Origin of the sequence: Dokdonia sp. R78006, from assembly GCF_042466145.1 — a bacterium.
Classification (GTDB): Bacteria; Bacteroidota; Bacteroidia; order Flavobacteriales; family Flavobacteriaceae; genus Dokdonia.
Map to the genome: position 1 here is coordinate 2,100,567 of NZ_JAXHBU010000001.1, position 14,901 is coordinate 2,115,467.

Below are 14,901 nucleotides of genomic sequence, written 5' to 3' on the forward strand. Positions count from 1 at the left end.
ACTATTAAAACACAATGAAAATGAAAACACAAGATAAATTACCTAATTATACAAGAAAAATATTTGTTGGTGGCGAATGGAAAGACGGAAAAGGACCAGCAATCAAGGATATTAACCCTTGGAACCAAGAGGAGTTATTCTCTTTAAATGGAGCTACTACAGATGATGTTAATGAAGCTTTTGAACAAGCAGCAGTTGCGCAGAAAAAATGGGCAGCAGTACTACCTCCTGAAAAGAGTAGAATGATGCTTAAACTAGCCGAAGTAGTTAGAAACCGAAAGCAAGAGTTTGCAGAATGGGCACGAAAAGAAGTAGGAGCTACCTTAGCAAAAGGGTATTTTGAAGCTGAGTTAGTAGCTAGTGTTTTTGAAAGTAGCGTACACTTACCATTATTAGTGGAAGGTAAAATATTACCACAAGATATTGATGGCAAAGAATCTATGGCTGTTAGAAAACCCTTAGGTGTTATCGGATTAATTTCTCCTTGGAATTTTCCGGGTCAATTAACCGCGCGTACTTTAGGCCCAGCATTGGCAGTTGGTAACGCTGTGGTCTTAAAACCGGCATCGACCTCTATAGTAACAGGTGGTTTAATATTCGCTTCTTTTTTAGAAGAGGCAGGTTTCCCGAAAGGGTTATTGAGCGTTTTGCCAGGTGGAGGAAGCACTATTGGTACGGCAATTACAAAACATCCTATTTCAAAACTAATTTCGTTTACAGGCTCAACACCAGTTGGTCGTCAAGTTGGTAAAAATGCTCTGGAAGCAGATATCATTAAAAACATCGAGTTAGAATTAGGTGGTAACAGTCCGTTTGTGGTGCTAGAAGATGCAGATATTGATCAAGCGGTTGAAGCTGCTGCTTGGGGTAAATTTATGAACCAAGGTCAAATCTGTATGGCTATCAACAGAATTATCGTTGAAGATAAAGTCTATGATGAATTTACAGAAAAGTTTATAGCAAAAGTTAAGACCTTAAAACGTTTGGATATGAATGATCCGGATACGTTTGTAGGTCCTATTATTGACCAAAACCAGTTTGATACTGTTAAAGGCTTAATAGACGATGCAAAAGAACAAGGTTACAAAATGGCATTAGGTGGTGAAGCTGAAGGTTTACATATGCCGCCACACGTTTTTGTAGATGTAGACGAAAACTGTCCGTTGTTTCAAAATGAGATTTTTGGACCAGCAGTGTCTATTGCTAGAGCAAAAGATACTGAAGATGCGTTACGATTAGCAAATGCTACAGACTACGGTTTATCTAGTTCTGTATTTACACAAGACGAAGCTAAAGGAATGGCATTTGCACAAGGTATTGAAGCTGGTATGACACATATTAATGACCAACCAGTTAATGATAGTGCTTATGCACCTTTTGGAGGGGTTAAAAACTCAGGTCTAGGTCGTTTTAATGGACAATGGGGGGTGAAATCTTTTACCGTAGCACATTGGATAACCATTCAAAAAACACCTAGGAAATATCCTTTTAAAGCAGCTGACTTCCAATAAGAGTAACTATTTGAGAATGTTCATACTGTGGGAATCATTAGAAAATATTAATCTCGTTATTTTTATGATATTTCTTAAATAGTCTATATTTAACACTAGATAATAACGGCGTTACAGCGTTTCTAAACCGTTTTAAACAAAATAACAATCAGAAACAACCTAGTGATTAATGGATAACCTACTTACGTTTGCAATTACTGTGTTTACAGGCTTTTTTGCTATAACAAATCCTATCTCAAACATGACCATCTTTTTGTCGCTCACAGAGGGAGCAGATAAAAAGACAAAGCAGAACATCAATAAAAGAGCAAACATAGTTGCCTTTATTATTGTAGCAGGTTTTGTCTTGTTAGGTAAATTTATCTTTGAGTTATTCCAAATAACAATCCCTGCTTTCAAGATATTTGGTGGCATCCTAGTGTTTCTTATTGGATTTGATATGTTACAGTCTAAAAAAGTTAATGTCAAACATTTAAAGGAAGTAGACATAGATGAAAATATTGCTATCTCACCCTTAGCTATACCGATTATTGCAGGTCCAGGAACCATTGTTACAGCCATGAATACTGTCTCAGATGCCACTTATATACAGATAGGCATGGTGATTGTAATTTTTGGAATTATGTGTTTGTTAATGTATGTTACTTTTAGCGCAAGTACACTTATCGTAAAGGTTTTAGGCAATAATGTAATTTCCGTAATAGGTAAAATTATGGGATTAATTATAGGTATCATAGGCACGGGAATGATTATAGAAGGAGTGAAAATTTCATTCAACTTGTTTCCATAAATTGTCAAGGCAGTATCATGGAACGGCATAAATGCTATACCTATAAATTTATGGTGAGTAAATTATGCTTCTTTTAAGAATGTATTGTTTTAATTAACAAGAGAATCTTTTTTTTATTTAAAAACCACCTCTACAATCGTAGCTTCTTCCTTTCTGGCTTCGTTAGAGATAAAAAGCTTTCCGTCAGGACTAAAAGTAATTCCCTCTGGCTGAGCAAAGTCGTCTTTATCAAGCTTGTATACTTTTTTAACTGTACCATCGCTATCTAGTATCGCTAGCTTTGGGTTTTTACCTTCGAGCACATAGTAGTCACCTGTTACTGGATGTATTGCCACGTCAGAGGGACTAAAGATGCGATATGCTTTCTTCTTTTTAAAATCCTTAAAAGCTTTATCATTCATATCTATGCGTAAAAGCGGCTTTTCATCCATCGTTTTTGCATCTAGCGTGATATAATACAAACCTTTAAAGTCATCAGATTGATCGCGATCTTTTGGTGTTACTACGAGGCTATTTTTTTCGGTGTCTAGCGTGAGTGTTTCTATATTATTACGAGCGGTAAATGCTGTTTGAAAAGTAGTTATTATTGGTTCGCTTTCGCGAAAGCGTAACACCTCATAAATCAATCCATCACTTCGCATCACATAAGCATCCTTGTCATTAATCGCGATACCCTCATAGTCCCCACCACCAGCAAATGCTATCTCTTGAATGACTTTTTCCTTTTTGAGATCATATATAAAAATGATACCGTCCTCATCCTCTACACAAGCTATGGTGTTTTCAGAAATCCACGAGATACCGCTTACCTCATTTAAAATTTCTGGCATTTTCCAAGTATTTATAATTGTATAGTCCTCCTTAGATTTTTTTTGAATCGTTGTTTTTTCTTTTTCATCGCTCTGGCCGTTGTAGCTATTTGCACAGCTTATAGTGAGAATGATTGCGAGAGTGACAATAAATAGGTGAGGTATATATTTTCTATAGTTCATTAGATTTCTTTTTAAAGATATTTTGAGTGTGTTTCTTTTTGCTTTCGCGAAAGCTTAAAACATATTTTTAGGTAGCTGGATCACGTTTAAAAATCTGAATTAAATCAAAAACAATCACACAAAATACTACCCAAACAAAGCCTGCAATAAATCCACCTGCAATATCTGAGGGATAGTGTACTCCTAAATAAATACGACTTATACCGATACTTAAAATCAGGATTAAGCACAAAGTGATAAATAGGACTTTATAGAATCTCTTAATTGGAAACTTACTGATTAAAAACAATAAGGTTCCGTAAAAAGCCATTGCCATCATAGCGTGCCCACTGGGGTAACTCAATGTCTCTACCGTAACGAGGTGCTCTACATCTGGTCGCGCTCTATTTATTATTTGTTTTAAGAGAAGATTAGAACTAAGTGCAAGCACCATTACAAATGCAAGCTGAGCAACGTATCTCCATTTTTTAAACGTAACGTAAAATATAATCGTACATAATACAAATGTGATTACATAGCCTAACGCATCACCTAGATCTGTGACAAAAACAAAATAACTAGTGAGGTAAGGTGTTCTGAAGCTAGCTACATAATTAGAGATTGCCGTATCAGACTCAGCTAGATAGGTGCTTTTTAAAGTTTCTGTAAGGGATATAAATAATTTAATACCGCCTATAAAGAGTGCTAAGGCTATGGTTGTGGTGATGATATAAGCCCATCTACCATCATATTTTTTAAATACCTTAATTAGTAAACTTTTAATCCAATAAATAAGTGATGCTAGTTTTTGCTTCATGCTTTATAATTACCATTCTGCACAAATTTAAGTATCAAAAATTAGTAAAGTCTAAAGAAGAATATAATGTTACGTTCTAAATTTATTTTTAAGCTACCGTGGATACATAGGATAGGGGCATAATTACAAACGTTGTTGAGTTTTATATCCTAATTATTTCTAGAGCAGTCAACTTTATTGTTAAATAAGAGAGTGCTAAAAATGTATGGTCTAAGACTTTTAAGTAGAATTTTGTACAAAAAAAAAGGCTTTACATTTCTGTAAAGCCTTTATAATTATGTAGCGAGAGGGGGGCACGATCCCCCGACCTCCGAGTTATGAATCCGACGCTCTAACCAGCTGAGCTACCTCGCCATAATTTAAAATTGCCAATAAATAATAAAAGCAATTCTGTATGCTCGCATAAGCAATGTGCCTAAGCGGGTGCAAATATAAAATATATTTGTGGTTGTGCAAACCTCTTTCTTAAATAAAATCAATTTAATTACTTTGTTCTACAAATTACTTTCAATATATTGTCGTTCCATTAATACCTTTCTATGAGCGATAAAATAAAATATGAGATTGAGTTTGTTGTAAGAGCTTCTCCTTCTTTATTATACCAATATATAGCTACTCCATCAGGAATGAGCGAGTGGTTTGCAGATAATGTAAATTTAAGAGGTGACCACTATACATTTATTTGGGACGGTAGTGAGGAAATAGCAAAACTTCTTACTAAAAAGAACGGTGACCGAATAAAATTCCAGTGGGAAGCAGACGAGGGAGAGGAGTATTATTTTGAATTACGCCTGCAAGTAGACGAAATCACAAAAGATGTATCTATCATGGTAACAGATTTTGCAGAGGAAGATGAGATTGATGAGGGTAAAATGTTTTGGGAAAACCAAATTTCAGAGTTGAAACAAGTAATAGGCTCTTCATAACTAAAGCCTAATTAATATCTTTGCACCGCCTCCCTAAGAGGCGGTTTTTTTATGGTAAATCACAACGGAACAATATTCTCACCAGAGGATGCGCAACTTAATCCATTTAATAGAGGTCTGCTTTATGGCGATGGACTTTTTGAAACAATTAAAGCAGTAAATGGGAAGCTCCTTTTCTGGGAAGACCACTACTTTAGACTTATGGCTTCTATGCGTATACTTCGCATGGAAATCCCTATGGAGTTTACACCAGAATTTCTTGAGGAAGAACTCTTAAAGACATTGACGGCGTCAGGTTTAATTGATCAAACAGCGCGTATACGTATCACAGTGTATAGATCTGGCGGTGGTACCTACTTGCCAGAGGAGCGCGGTGTGGGTTATTACGCTTTCGCGAAAGCGCACCCTAATCCTTTTTATCTCCTTAACGAAGAACCTTACGAGGTTGAGTTGTATAAAGACCACTATATAAATGCAGATTTAATATCTACGCTTAAAACAACTAATAAGATTGTACACGTTACAGGGAGTATCTATGCTCAAGATAACGGATACGATAATTGCCTGCTTGTCAATAATGAGAAAAATATAGCCGAAGCATTACAAGGTAATTTATTCCTTGTAAAAGGAACTCACATTAAAACGCCACCACTTTCTGATGGTTGCTTGCGTGGAGTTGTTAGAAAACAACTCATTAGTATTATAGGGTTGATGGATGACTATACTTTTGAAGAGGCTTCTATATCACCGTTTGAATTGCAAAAGGCAGATGAGCTCTTCATTACAAACACCATTATGGGAATACAGCCTATAACAAAATATAGAAAAAAGGAGTTTAAAATAGAGACAGCCGCAGCGTTACTTAAAAAGCTTAATGTAAAAGTACGTCTAGGCTAATTATACTGAGGATTTTCTGGAGCATTAGACCATAATGCATAATCACCGCCTATCTCAATAATTTTATCTCTCCACAGTGCTGTGTGGTTATCTTTGAGTAGCTCGTCATGTTGATCATTTTCAAGAATAACCCAACTGTTTTGAATAATTTCTTGGTTGAGCTGGTTACTCTCCCAGCCGCTATAGCCTAGAAAAAATTTAATTTTCTCACAGCATATCTCTTTATTCATGATTAGGTCTAGCGCTCTCTCAAAATTACCACCCCAGTAAATACCTGATGCTATCTCTAGGCTGCCTTCTATGAGGTCTGGAGCAGTGTGTATGAAATAGAGATTCTCTTGTTCTACAGGACCGCCATTATATATAGGCATCTCACATTCTTCTATACCTTCAATTAAATCTGATAGTGTGACATCCAGCGGTTTATTGAGAATAAACCCTACAGAGCCTCCATCATTATGATCTGCAAGAAGTATTACAGACCTAGTGAATGATGTATCACCTAGGATAGATGGTTCGGCTACTAATAAATGTCCCTTTGTAGGATATGCAATCATAATAGTGACGTTTATATATATAAAATTAGGTTTTTTTTATATCACAAAAAATATATTTCGAATATTTTTCACTAGTAAAAATTTAACTTAAGTAGCTGTAAATAAGAGGCTTATTGATTTTATGGTTTAGCAGGTATGTAAAAAAACATAGATGTAAGGCAATAAATAGAGGATGAAGCGCTTACTTTTTGAGGGAAATACGGGAAACTTGAGATCTTTAGAATATCTTTCTGTTAGTAATGTATGCATATGATTAAGTACTTTTACGAGACTAATACAATCCTATTGAAAGCACATTATAAAAAGCACATTTTAGAATTTAAGAGACCTAGTGGTACTTCTCGAGGGGTCTTGCGTACTAAAGAGACATGGTATATCATTATTCAAGATGCTGGTAAAACGGGCATAGGTGAGTGTGGTATTCTTAGAGGTCTTAGTTATGATGATGTGCCAGGCTATGAAGAAAAATTACAATGGGTATGCGCTCACATTTCAAAAGGACCTCAGGCGCTTTGGGATGAGCTAATGGAATATCCAAGTATACAGGCAGGTGTTGAGATGGCATTTTTATCGCTTGCATCTAGCGATCCCTTTGTTCTATTTCCATCTTCTTTTATAAAAGGAACATCTGCTATAGATATTAACGGACTTGTGTGGATGGGAGATGAGGATTTTATGAGAACCCAAGTAGCCGAAAAGCTTGAGCAAGGTTTTGATTGTATAAAAATGAAAATAGGTGCTATTGACTTTAAAGACGAAGTGGCGATTCTTTCCTCTATAAGAAAGAATTACAATAAAGAGCAACTTACCTTGAGGGTAGATGCAAATGGTGGTTTTGCTTTCGCGAAAGCTAAAGAAGTCCTAGCCCAACTAGCCGAGCTAGATATTCACTCGATAGAACAACCTATTGCTACAAAACAGTGGAAAGAAATGGCCGAATTATGTGCCAGTACACCTACGCCAATTGCGCTAGATGAAGAACTTATAGGAGTGACAGATCTCGCTTCAAAACGTGAGCTACTAGAAATTATACAACCGCAATATATTATTTTAAAGCCTAGTTTTATAGGAGGTTTTAAAGGAAGTCAAGAGTGGATTGACGTAGCAGATTCATTAGGAATCGAATGGTGGGTTACCTCTGCATTAGAAAGTAATGTTGGACTTAATGCTATCGCACAATGGACACAAAAAATAGGAGCAAAAGGTCCTCAAGGACTGGGTACTGGAAGCCTTTTTACAAACAATATACCTTCACCACTAGAAGTGGTGAATGGAACTTTAAGAACGGATAATAACAAGTATTGGGATTTTAAAATATAACATATGTATATAGAGCAGGCGTACAAGAGTTTACACGAGGGATGGAGATATATAATAGGTTTCATGATTATATTTTTTGTAGGCTGGCAAATTTTAGGAGCAATTCCATTAATGGCAGGCTCGTGGATGAGAGCTGGTGATATAAATACTTTTTTAGAAGCAGGTGAAGAGAACTTCTTTCCGCTTTTTGAGGGAGAAAGCAATCTCTACTTAATACTTGCACTTTGTACTTTTTTAGGAGGGCTACTTGGACTCGTTGTTGTGGTAAAGTATATCCATAAACAGCGATTTACAAAGCTAGTAACCGCTAGAAAAAACATAGATTGGTCGCGTTTTTTCTTTGCTTTTGGTATTTGGGGTGTCTTTTCTGTAGTATCGACATTAGTTACATACTATTTTGCTCCAGAAGATCTTGTGTGGAACTTTAATCTCATGCCTTTTCTTGGGCTTCTAGCCATCACATTAATTTTGTTACCCTTACAAACTTCTTTTGAAGAGTTTCTTTTTAGAGGATATTTAATGCAGGGAATAGGAGTTGCTGCAGGTAATAAGCTTGTTCCTCTTATTATTACATCGCTCATTTTTGGACTCATGCACGCGCTTAATCCTGAAATAGAAAAGCTAGGATATAGTATTTTATCGGTCTACATAGGTTTAGGTTTCTTTCTTGGCATTATAACGCTTATGGATGATGGAATGGAGCTTGCACTAGGATTTCATGCAGCAAATAATATGTTTATTGCACTATTAGTGACATCAGATTGGAGTGCGTTACAAACTAATTCTATCTTTCGTGATGTTGCAGAGCCTTCGGCTATAGGCCAGATTGTTCCTATCTTCATAATACTGCCTATTCTCATGTTTATTTTTGCCAGAAAATATAAATGGTCTAACTGGAAAGAGAAACTCACAGGTAGTGTAAAGCCTCCTGTTACTGCTTAAATAGTTGAGCAGACTTACATTTTACATTTGCTTAATATTAATCTTACAAGGAACCCGTATATTTAAATGATATGACGGAGCTTGCTGAAAGATATACGCGCTTACACCCTAAATTTAAACTTAACGGTGCTTCATTTACCATTGCTTCATTAAAGGAGCAAGCGCATACCTTTATTAAAGAAGGAGAACCTTATGAGGAATCTGTTGGTGAGTTTATTATAGAGTGGCTAGATGCTAAGAAGTATGTGACGGTACATACCTCTGGATCTACGGGAACACCTAAGCTTATTAAGATAAACAAGGAACATATGATCAATAGTGCAAAAGCAACTGCAAAGCACTTTGATGTATTTGAAAAAACAACGGCATTGCTTTGTCTTCCTGCGCATTACATTGCTGGAAAAATGATGCTTGTAAGAGCCATGACATTGGGATGGCGTATTGATATGGCGCAGCCAAAATCCAATCCGCTGGATGCTGTGTATAGAACGTATGATTTTTGTGCAATGACGCCTTTTCAGCTTGATAATTCGTTATCGCGATTACACTTACTTTCAAAGCTCATTGTAGGAGGAGGAGCAATATCACCAGCACTTTCTTTAAGGTTACAAGGACTTAAAACTAAGGTTTATGAAACCTATGGAATGACCGAAACCGTTACTCATATTGCAGCGAGGAGAGTTAATCCTAAAAAAAATAAAGAAGGAATTATCCCTTTTAAAGTGCTAGATAAAGTCACGGTAGAGACAGATAGCAGAGACTGCCTTGTTATAAAAGCTCCTAAAGTGAGCTCAGATCCGGTGATTACAAATGATCTTGTAAAGCTTATAACCTATAAAAAGTTTATCTGGCTAGGTCGTATTGATAATGTGATAAATAGTGGTGGAGTAAAATTGTTTCCAGAACAGATAGAAGCTAAGTTGGCGCCATATATCCACGTTCCATACTTTGTCGCTGGAGTTCCAGATGAACTGCTGGGCGAGCAATTAACGTTATTTGTAGAGCAAGAAGAACCTCTTTTTATAAAAGAGCATATTACTGATACATCAGCTTTTGATCCTTTTGAACTTCCTAAGCTGGCAGTTTCTTTAACTTCCTTTAAGCGCACAGCGACAGGGAAAATACAGCGAGGCCAAACCTTAAAAGAATATTTAAATAGTTTATAGAGTTGAGGTTACGCTTTCGCGAAAGCGTAATAAATACATTATACTACTTCGCTCATTGGTACTAGGCTTTTGCTCATTCTAACTGGAAATGACATCGTATAGAGTATAGGTTTACAACTCATTTAAAATGTATGACCTATGAAAAGTATCTTCACACTAGCCCTATTATTTATTGTATTACAACTATCTGCTCAAAACGAAAGTGAGATCAGATCTGCGGTTATAAAAGCAGAACATCTCATCACCTATGCTGCCGAAAACTTCCCAAGTGATGATGCTCAGCAACTCTATATCCTTGTAGAGACGGGAAAGGCAGGAATCTCTCCCGAAGATAAGTTTTATATAGAGCAAGGAATAAAGCTCCTCATTAAAAGGCTTGATGGTAATGATATGATAGCGATAGGAACCTATGGAGCGATAAGTGCAAATATTCTTCCCTTTACAGAAGTAAGTAAAGCAGTAGTATTGCAAGAGGCGGTAGAAAGTTTATTTAAGGGTGACTTTATTGCGATGACTTCCTCTGGAATTTCTATAGCTTATGATATGATGGAGGCACATTATGATGAGGGAAGAGTGAGTAGTGTGATTATGATAAGAGGTACGGGAATTGATCTTAGTGAAGACGCGCAAGAGGTAATCGCCAGCGCTAGCGGTGTAAAAAGTCCGGCTGCCACCACATCATTATACCAAGGAGCAGAAGTTTCTAGTCGTGATAAAAGAAAGCAAGAAAGAGAACAGCGCAAACAATCAAGAGCTGCAGATCATAAAAATCTAGGTGGCGCAATTGCTTTAACTGCACTAACCTTATTGCCAGAAATACTTGATGTAATTAAGGATTAATAATTTGGGCATCATTATTGAATATGAGTATTCACGAAATAATTATGCATATTTGCAAAAATAGAAAGTCTAGTTTATGAGATATTTTATAGTGATAGTAATGATGTTGTCCTTAGTGAGTGTAGAAGCTCAAGGATACGGAAATCCTTATGGGAATTCAGGAAGAAGAAGAAGCTCAGTACCTGCACCTCCACAAACAAATCAAGGAAGCCCAGAAAAACCAGACCCTAATATATTGAGTTTAGAGCGATCAAGCGTATATCAAGAAATGTTTGAACTAGACGTTTTTGGTAAAGAGGTGCTTAGAAGTTATTTAAAAGATTACTATACTGTCTTATTGGCAATCCAAGATGATAAGGATATGGTTATTGATGATAAGCGTAAAAAAGCCGAACTAGAGAAAAAGAAATTTGAATCTCAGTTAAGAGATATCCTGACCGAAGAACAAGTTGTAAAAATCATAGCAGAGGAGGAGTCTGGAAGAACTCAAAAGCTAGTTGCTAAAAAGCAAAAGAAAGAGCGCAAGAAAAAGCGCAAAAATAAAGGTGACAAATAAAATAGTCATACATCAATTTATAATTAAGAAAAGAGTATTCAGATGAATACTCTTTTTTGTTTTTAGTATTTTTAAGGACTAGCAACTTAACTATGAAAACATTACTATTACTTTTACTACTTCCGTTTACATGTATGTACGGTCAGATTTTAACAGAACGAGATAGAGCAGACGTAATCGATGAGGTCTTGGCAGATAGATTTGATAATTTGTTACCTACTTTAATGGATCGCGCAGATATCGATATGTGGGTTGTGATTTCTAGAGAATATAATGAAGATCCGGTTATAAAAACGATGCTTCCCTCTACTTGGCTCAATGCGAGAAGAAGAACCATATTAGTTTTTTATAGAAATAAAGAAAAAAACACAATTGAAAAGCTAGCAGTAGCTAGATATAACGTAGGGAAGAATATCATCTCTGCGTGGGATAAAGAAAAACAACCAGATCAATGGGCACGTCTCTTAGAGATTATCGAAGAGAGAAACCCTTCAAAAATTGGTCTTAATTATTCTGATGATTTTGGTCTTGCAGATGGAATTGTAAAGACAGATTATGAGGCATTTATATCAAAACTATCATCTGCTCAACAAGCAAAAGTAGTCTCTGCACAGAATCTAGCTGTAGGATGGCTAGAAACACGCACGGCACTTGAAATGAAATATTTTGAACAGCTAGTAGATGTGACGCATGATATTATTAAGGATGCCTTTAGCTATAAAGTGATTGTCCCAGGTGTTACAACTACAGATGATGTGGTGTGGTATTTACGCCAGCGAGTTACAGATATGGGATTAGAAACATGGTTTCACCCTACAGTTGATATCCAGCGTTCTGAAGAGAAGTTGGAAAGTCATATTGTTTCATTTTCTAATAGACCAGAAGGTAAAGTAATCCAGAAGGGTGACTTGCTACACTGTGATTTTGGAATAACCTACTTACGTCTCAATACAGATTGCCAGCAACACGCATATGTTTTGAAGGATGAAGAGAAAGAATTACCAGCATTCTTGAGTAAAGCATTTGCAGATGGTAACCGTGTGCAAGATGTGCTTGCGTCAAATTTTGAGACAGGTAAAACAGGAAATGAGATACTTTTAAAATCATTAAAAGAAACTAGGGCAGAAGGTCTTGTTCCTTCTATCTATACGCACCCACTCGGACTATACGGTCATGCCGCTGGCCCTACGATTGGGATGTGGGATTCTCAAGGTGGCGTTCCAGGAACAGGAGACTACAAGCTTTATGAGAACACCGCATACGCTATCGAACTCAATACTACCGTAACCATTCCAGAGTGGAATAAGGACATTAGAATTATGCTTGAGGAAGCAGGGTTCTGGGGTGAAGATGGCTTTAGATATGTTTCAGGAAGGCAGGAAGAAATACTTATAGTTAAGTAATACAAGTACGCTTTCGCGAAAAATTGAAAAAAAATCCTAAGAGTCCTTTCTAGGGTGGTATTGCTCCATCACGCGAGCGAGATCACTGCGGTCTACATGCATATAGATTTCGGTAGTTGTGATGCTCTCGTGACCTAACATTTGCTGAATACTTCTTAAATCGGCGCCATTTTGTAAAAGGTGTGTAGCAAAGCTGTGACGAAACGTATGCGGACTAATACTTTTCTTAATTCCAGCTTTTACTGCGAGATCTTTTATGATCGTAAAAATCATGGCGCGTGTGAGTTGGCGACCTCTTCTATTCAAAAATAAAATATCTACATGCTCTGGCTTGACGTCAATATGCGTTCGTATTTCATTACGGTAAATGTCGATGTATTTTTGAGTATGCTCACTTATAGGTACAAAGCGCTGTTTGTCTCCCTTACCTATTACATTTATAAACCCTTCCTCAAAATATAAGTCAGAAAGTTTTAAGCTTATTAATTCTGTTACACGTAGACCGCAGGAATAAAGTGTCTCTAGCATTGCGCGATTACGTTCTCCCTGAGGCGTAGAAAGATTAATGGCGGAAATAAGAGCGTCTATTTCTTCTTCGGCGAGTGTGTCTGGTAGTTTTCTTCCCAGGCGAGGTGATTCAATAAGGTCTAGAGGATTGTCTTTTCTATAATCTTCAAATATCAGGTAATTAAAAAAACCTTTTAGCCCAGAGATGATACGAGCTTGTGATCCCGCTTGTACTTCCTTTGCTATGGTATATATAAAATCTTGAATGTCATCTTTAGATATAGTAATAGGGTCTGGGGCACTATCTAATTGCTCCAGATGACGCGTTAGTTTTTTTAAGTCTCGAGCATAGTTGTCTATAGTGTTCTCAGAGAGACCACGTTCTATACGTAAGTAACTTTTGTAGTTTGATATGCCTGTTTCCCATTTCACGAAAGTGAAAATACAATTATTAAAGGGTTCTCAATTAACAAGAGTTTAGAAAGTGCCTAACACGCATTTAACACGATGATGGATAGCTTTGAATATCATTTAAAACAAACACAAACATGAAAAAAATAGTAGTAGTAGCAATCGCAGCCTTATTTGGGACTGTAGCAGTTCAAGCACAAGATGAGGTGTCTTTTGGAGCAAAAGGAGGAGTTAACTTTGCAACCGTAGGAGGAGACGATTTTGATGATCCAGATGCAAGAACAAGCTTCCATTTTGGAGGATTTGTAGAAGTGCCTATCACAGAGAAATTCTCAATACAACCAGAGGTTTATTATTCGGGGCAAGGCTATGATATCCAAAGTGTTAATAACGGAGATGATGTCGAGTTTCAGCTAGATTATATTAACGTGCCAGTACTTGCAAAGTACTACTTTGTAGATGGGTTTTATGGAGAAGTAGGGCCGCAAATAGGATTTAATGTAAATAGTGAGATTGATTCTAATCCTGATGGAGATTCTGGAGATATTGATTTTAACAACGACGCTATAAACACGGTAGACTTTGCTGTTGTAGGTGGTTTAGGATATAAACTTAACAATGGTTTATTCTTTAACGCACGTTATAATCTAGGACTTTCTGACGTTTTTAGTAGTGAAGATTTAGGAGGTTTTGACCTTGATGCTCGTAATAGAGTATTTATGATAGGAGCTGGATTTGCATTTTAAATCATAAGTAAAAAGAATTATCAAAAGCGCCTCAGTAGAGGCGCTTTTTTTACGCCTTGTAAATCTGTATTTTTATGCTTTCGCGAAAGCGTACTCAACAACTATAAACTATGAAATTACTTATAATAAATGGCCCTAATTTAAATATGCTAGGTAAGCGTGAACCAGAAATTTACGGGACTGAAACATTTGAGGATTACTTTACAAAACTTCAATTTGCATATAAAGATACAGAGCTTAGCTATTTTCAAAGTAATATAGAAGGAGAGCTTATTTCAAAATTGCACGAAGCAAACGATACCTTTGACGGAGTGATTTTAAACGGAGCAGCTTATTCTCATACCTCTGTAGGATTAGGAGACGCTGTAGCATCTATAAGTACGCCAGTTATAGAAGTCCATATTTCAAATACATTTGCGAGAGAAGAGTTTAGACATCATTCATACCTCTCTAAATACGTAAAAGGTGTAATAGTAGGCTTTGGTCTTAATAGCTATAATCTTGCTATTGAGAATTTCTTGATGAAGGATTGAAAGATATT

16 protein-coding genes and 1 tRNA gene are annotated in these 14,901 nt (G+C 36.5%); 12 read left to right on the forward strand and 5 right to left on the reverse strand.

The features are described 5' to 3' along the window. Window positions 1–20: 20 nt before the first annotated feature. Window positions 21–1,511 (forward strand): aldehyde dehydrogenase family protein, encoded by a 1,491-nt coding sequence (locus SJY37_RS09385; RefSeq protein ID WP_379953019.1) that lies wholly within the window; start codon window positions 21–23, stop codon window positions 1,509–1,511. Window positions 1,512–1,680: 169 nt separating this feature from the next. Further along, the gene (locus SJY37_RS09390; RefSeq protein WP_298326049.1) at window positions 1,681–2,301 is read left to right on the forward strand and encodes a MarC family protein; all 621 of its coding nucleotides are present in this window, start codon (window positions 1,681–1,683) and stop codon (window positions 2,299–2,301) included. Between the two features lie 113 nt (window positions 2,302–2,414). Here SJY37_RS09390 and SJY37_RS09395 read toward each other — a convergent pair whose 3' ends face one another. The 3 genes from SJY37_RS09395 to SJY37_RS09405 form a co-directional block, all read right to left on the reverse strand. Further along, window positions 2,415–3,293 (reverse strand): SdiA-regulated domain-containing protein, encoded by an 879-nt coding sequence (locus SJY37_RS09395; RefSeq protein ID WP_379953020.1) that lies wholly within the window; start codon window positions 3,291–3,293, stop codon window positions 2,415–2,417. A 67-nt stretch (window positions 3,294–3,360) separates the two neighbouring features. Continuing rightward, on the reverse strand, window positions 3,361–4,089 hold the full coding sequence (locus SJY37_RS09400) for a phosphatase PAP2 family protein (RefSeq protein WP_298326043.1): 729 nt from the start codon (window positions 4,087–4,089) through the stop codon (window positions 3,361–3,363). A gap of 280 nt (window positions 4,090–4,369) precedes the next feature. After that, window positions 4,370–4,443 (reverse strand) — tRNA-Met (locus SJY37_RS09405). A gap of 185 nt (window positions 4,444–4,628) precedes the next feature. Between SJY37_RS09405 and SJY37_RS09410 the strand changes: the two genes are divergently transcribed. Beyond that, the gene (locus tag SJY37_RS09410) at window positions 4,629–5,015 is read left to right on the forward strand and encodes an START-like domain-containing protein (RefSeq protein WP_298326040.1); all 387 of its coding nucleotides are present in this window, start codon (window positions 4,629–4,631) and stop codon (window positions 5,013–5,015) included. 51 nt (window positions 5,016–5,066) lie between these two features. Continuing rightward, on the forward strand, window positions 5,067–5,912 hold the full coding sequence (locus SJY37_RS09415) for an aminotransferase class IV (RefSeq protein WP_298326037.1): 846 nt from the start codon (window positions 5,067–5,069) through the stop codon (window positions 5,910–5,912). Here SJY37_RS09415 and SJY37_RS09420 read toward each other — a convergent pair. Further along, a complete protein-coding gene (locus SJY37_RS09420; RefSeq protein WP_379953021.1) occupies window positions 5,909–6,469 on the reverse strand; it encodes a YqgE/AlgH family protein in 561 nt (186 codons plus the stop codon). The genes SJY37_RS09415 and SJY37_RS09420 overlap by 4 nt on opposite strands. 285 nt (window positions 6,470–6,754) lie before the next feature. On the opposite strand from SJY37_RS09420, the gene menC reads away from it, so the two are divergent. From menC to SJY37_RS09450, 6 genes are all read left to right on the forward strand, one after another. After that, a complete protein-coding gene (menC, locus tag SJY37_RS09425) occupies window positions 6,755–7,789 on the forward strand; it encodes an o-succinylbenzoate synthase (RefSeq protein ID WP_379953360.1) in 1,035 nt (344 codons plus the stop codon). Between the two features lie 3 nt (window positions 7,790–7,792). Beyond that, window positions 7,793–8,731 (forward strand): CPBP family intramembrane glutamic endopeptidase, encoded by a 939-nt coding sequence (locus SJY37_RS09430; protein ID WP_298326030.1) that lies wholly within the window; start codon window positions 7,793–7,795, stop codon window positions 8,729–8,731. 71 nt (window positions 8,732–8,802) lie between these two features. Continuing rightward, window positions 8,803–9,897, forward strand: coding sequence for an AMP-binding protein (locus tag SJY37_RS09435; RefSeq protein ID WP_379953022.1), 1,095 nt, complete (start codon window positions 8,803–8,805; stop codon window positions 9,895–9,897). A 138-nt stretch (window positions 9,898–10,035) separates the two neighbouring features. Beyond that, window positions 10,036–10,737, forward strand: coding sequence for a hypothetical protein (locus SJY37_RS09440; RefSeq protein WP_379953023.1), 702 nt, complete (start codon window positions 10,036–10,038; stop codon window positions 10,735–10,737). A gap of 76 nt (window positions 10,738–10,813) precedes the next feature. Further along, the gene (locus SJY37_RS09445) at window positions 10,814–11,293 is read left to right on the forward strand and encodes a hypothetical protein (RefSeq protein WP_298326020.1); all 480 of its coding nucleotides are present in this window, start codon (window positions 10,814–10,816) and stop codon (window positions 11,291–11,293) included. A 92-nt stretch (window positions 11,294–11,385) separates the two neighbouring features. Further along, window positions 11,386–12,696 carry a M24 family metallopeptidase gene (locus SJY37_RS09450; protein WP_379953024.1) on the forward strand — a complete coding sequence of 437 codons (1,311 nt, stop codon included), beginning with the start codon at window positions 11,386–11,388 and terminating at the stop codon, window positions 12,694–12,696. Window positions 12,697–12,732: 36 nt separating this feature from the next. Here the strand turns inward: SJY37_RS09450 and xerD are convergent, their stop codons facing one another. Then, window positions 12,733–13,635: a site-specific tyrosine recombinase XerD gene (gene xerD / locus SJY37_RS09455; protein ID WP_379953025.1), complete on the reverse strand. Its 903-nt coding sequence runs from the start codon at window positions 13,633–13,635 to the stop codon at window positions 12,733–12,735. Between the two features lie 116 nt (window positions 13,636–13,751). Between xerD and SJY37_RS09460 the strand changes: the two genes are divergently transcribed. Then, window positions 13,752–14,360 carry a porin family protein gene (locus SJY37_RS09460; RefSeq protein WP_298326011.1) on the forward strand — a complete coding sequence of 203 codons (609 nt, stop codon included), beginning with the start codon at window positions 13,752–13,754 and terminating at the stop codon, window positions 14,358–14,360. Between the two features lie 110 nt (window positions 14,361–14,470). Further along, window positions 14,471–14,893, forward strand: a complete 423-nt coding sequence (gene aroQ / locus SJY37_RS09465; protein WP_298326009.1) for a type II 3-dehydroquinate dehydratase — start codon at window positions 14,471–14,473, stop codon at window positions 14,891–14,893. The last annotated feature ends 8 nt before the right edge of the window (window positions 14,894–14,901 follow it).

Excerpts from the sequence above, each read along its gene's own strand:
- SJY37_RS09450 (WP_379953024.1), top strand. The coding sequence starts at position 11,386 with ATGAAAACATTACTATTACTTTTACTACTTCCGTTTACATGTATGTAC.
- SJY37_RS09415 (WP_298326037.1), top strand. The coding sequence starts at position 5,067 with ATGGTAAATCACAACGGAACAATATTCTCACCAGAGGATGCGCAACTT.
- SJY37_RS09410 (WP_298326040.1), top strand. The coding sequence starts at position 4,629 with ATGAGCGATAAAATAAAATATGAGATTGAGTTTGTTGTAAGAGCTTCT.
- SJY37_RS09435 (WP_379953022.1), top strand. The coding sequence starts at position 8,803 with ATGACGGAGCTTGCTGAAAGATATACGCGCTTACACCCTAAATTTAAA.
- SJY37_RS09460 (WP_298326011.1), top strand. The coding sequence starts at position 13,752 with ATGAAAAAAATAGTAGTAGTAGCAATCGCAGCCTTATTTGGGACTGTA.
- SJY37_RS09430 (WP_298326030.1), top strand. The coding sequence starts at position 7,793 with ATGTATATAGAGCAGGCGTACAAGAGTTTACACGAGGGATGGAGATAT.
- SJY37_RS09440 (WP_379953023.1), top strand. The coding sequence starts at position 10,036 with ATGAAAAGTATCTTCACACTAGCCCTATTATTTATTGTATTACAACTA.
- SJY37_RS09400 (WP_298326043.1), bottom strand. The coding sequence starts at position 4,089 with ATGAAGCAAAAACTAGCATCACTTATTTATTGGATTAAAAGTTTACTA.
- SJY37_RS09385 (WP_379953019.1), top strand. The coding sequence starts at position 21 with ATGAAAACACAAGATAAATTACCTAATTATACAAGAAAAATATTTGTT.
- SJY37_RS09420 (WP_379953021.1), bottom strand. The coding sequence starts at position 6,469 with ATGATTGCATATCCTACAAAGGGACATTTATTAGTAGCCGAACCATCT.
- SJY37_RS09395 (WP_379953020.1), bottom strand. The coding sequence starts at position 3,293 with ATGAACTATAGAAAATATATACCTCACCTATTTATTGTCACTCTCGCA.
- SJY37_RS09445 (WP_298326020.1), top strand. The coding sequence starts at position 10,814 with ATGAGATATTTTATAGTGATAGTAATGATGTTGTCCTTAGTGAGTGTA.
- SJY37_RS09390 (WP_298326049.1), top strand. The coding sequence starts at position 1,681 with ATGGATAACCTACTTACGTTTGCAATTACTGTGTTTACAGGCTTTTTT.
- aroQ (WP_298326009.1), top strand. The coding sequence starts at position 14,471 with ATGAAATTACTTATAATAAATGGCCCTAATTTAAATATGCTAGGTAAG.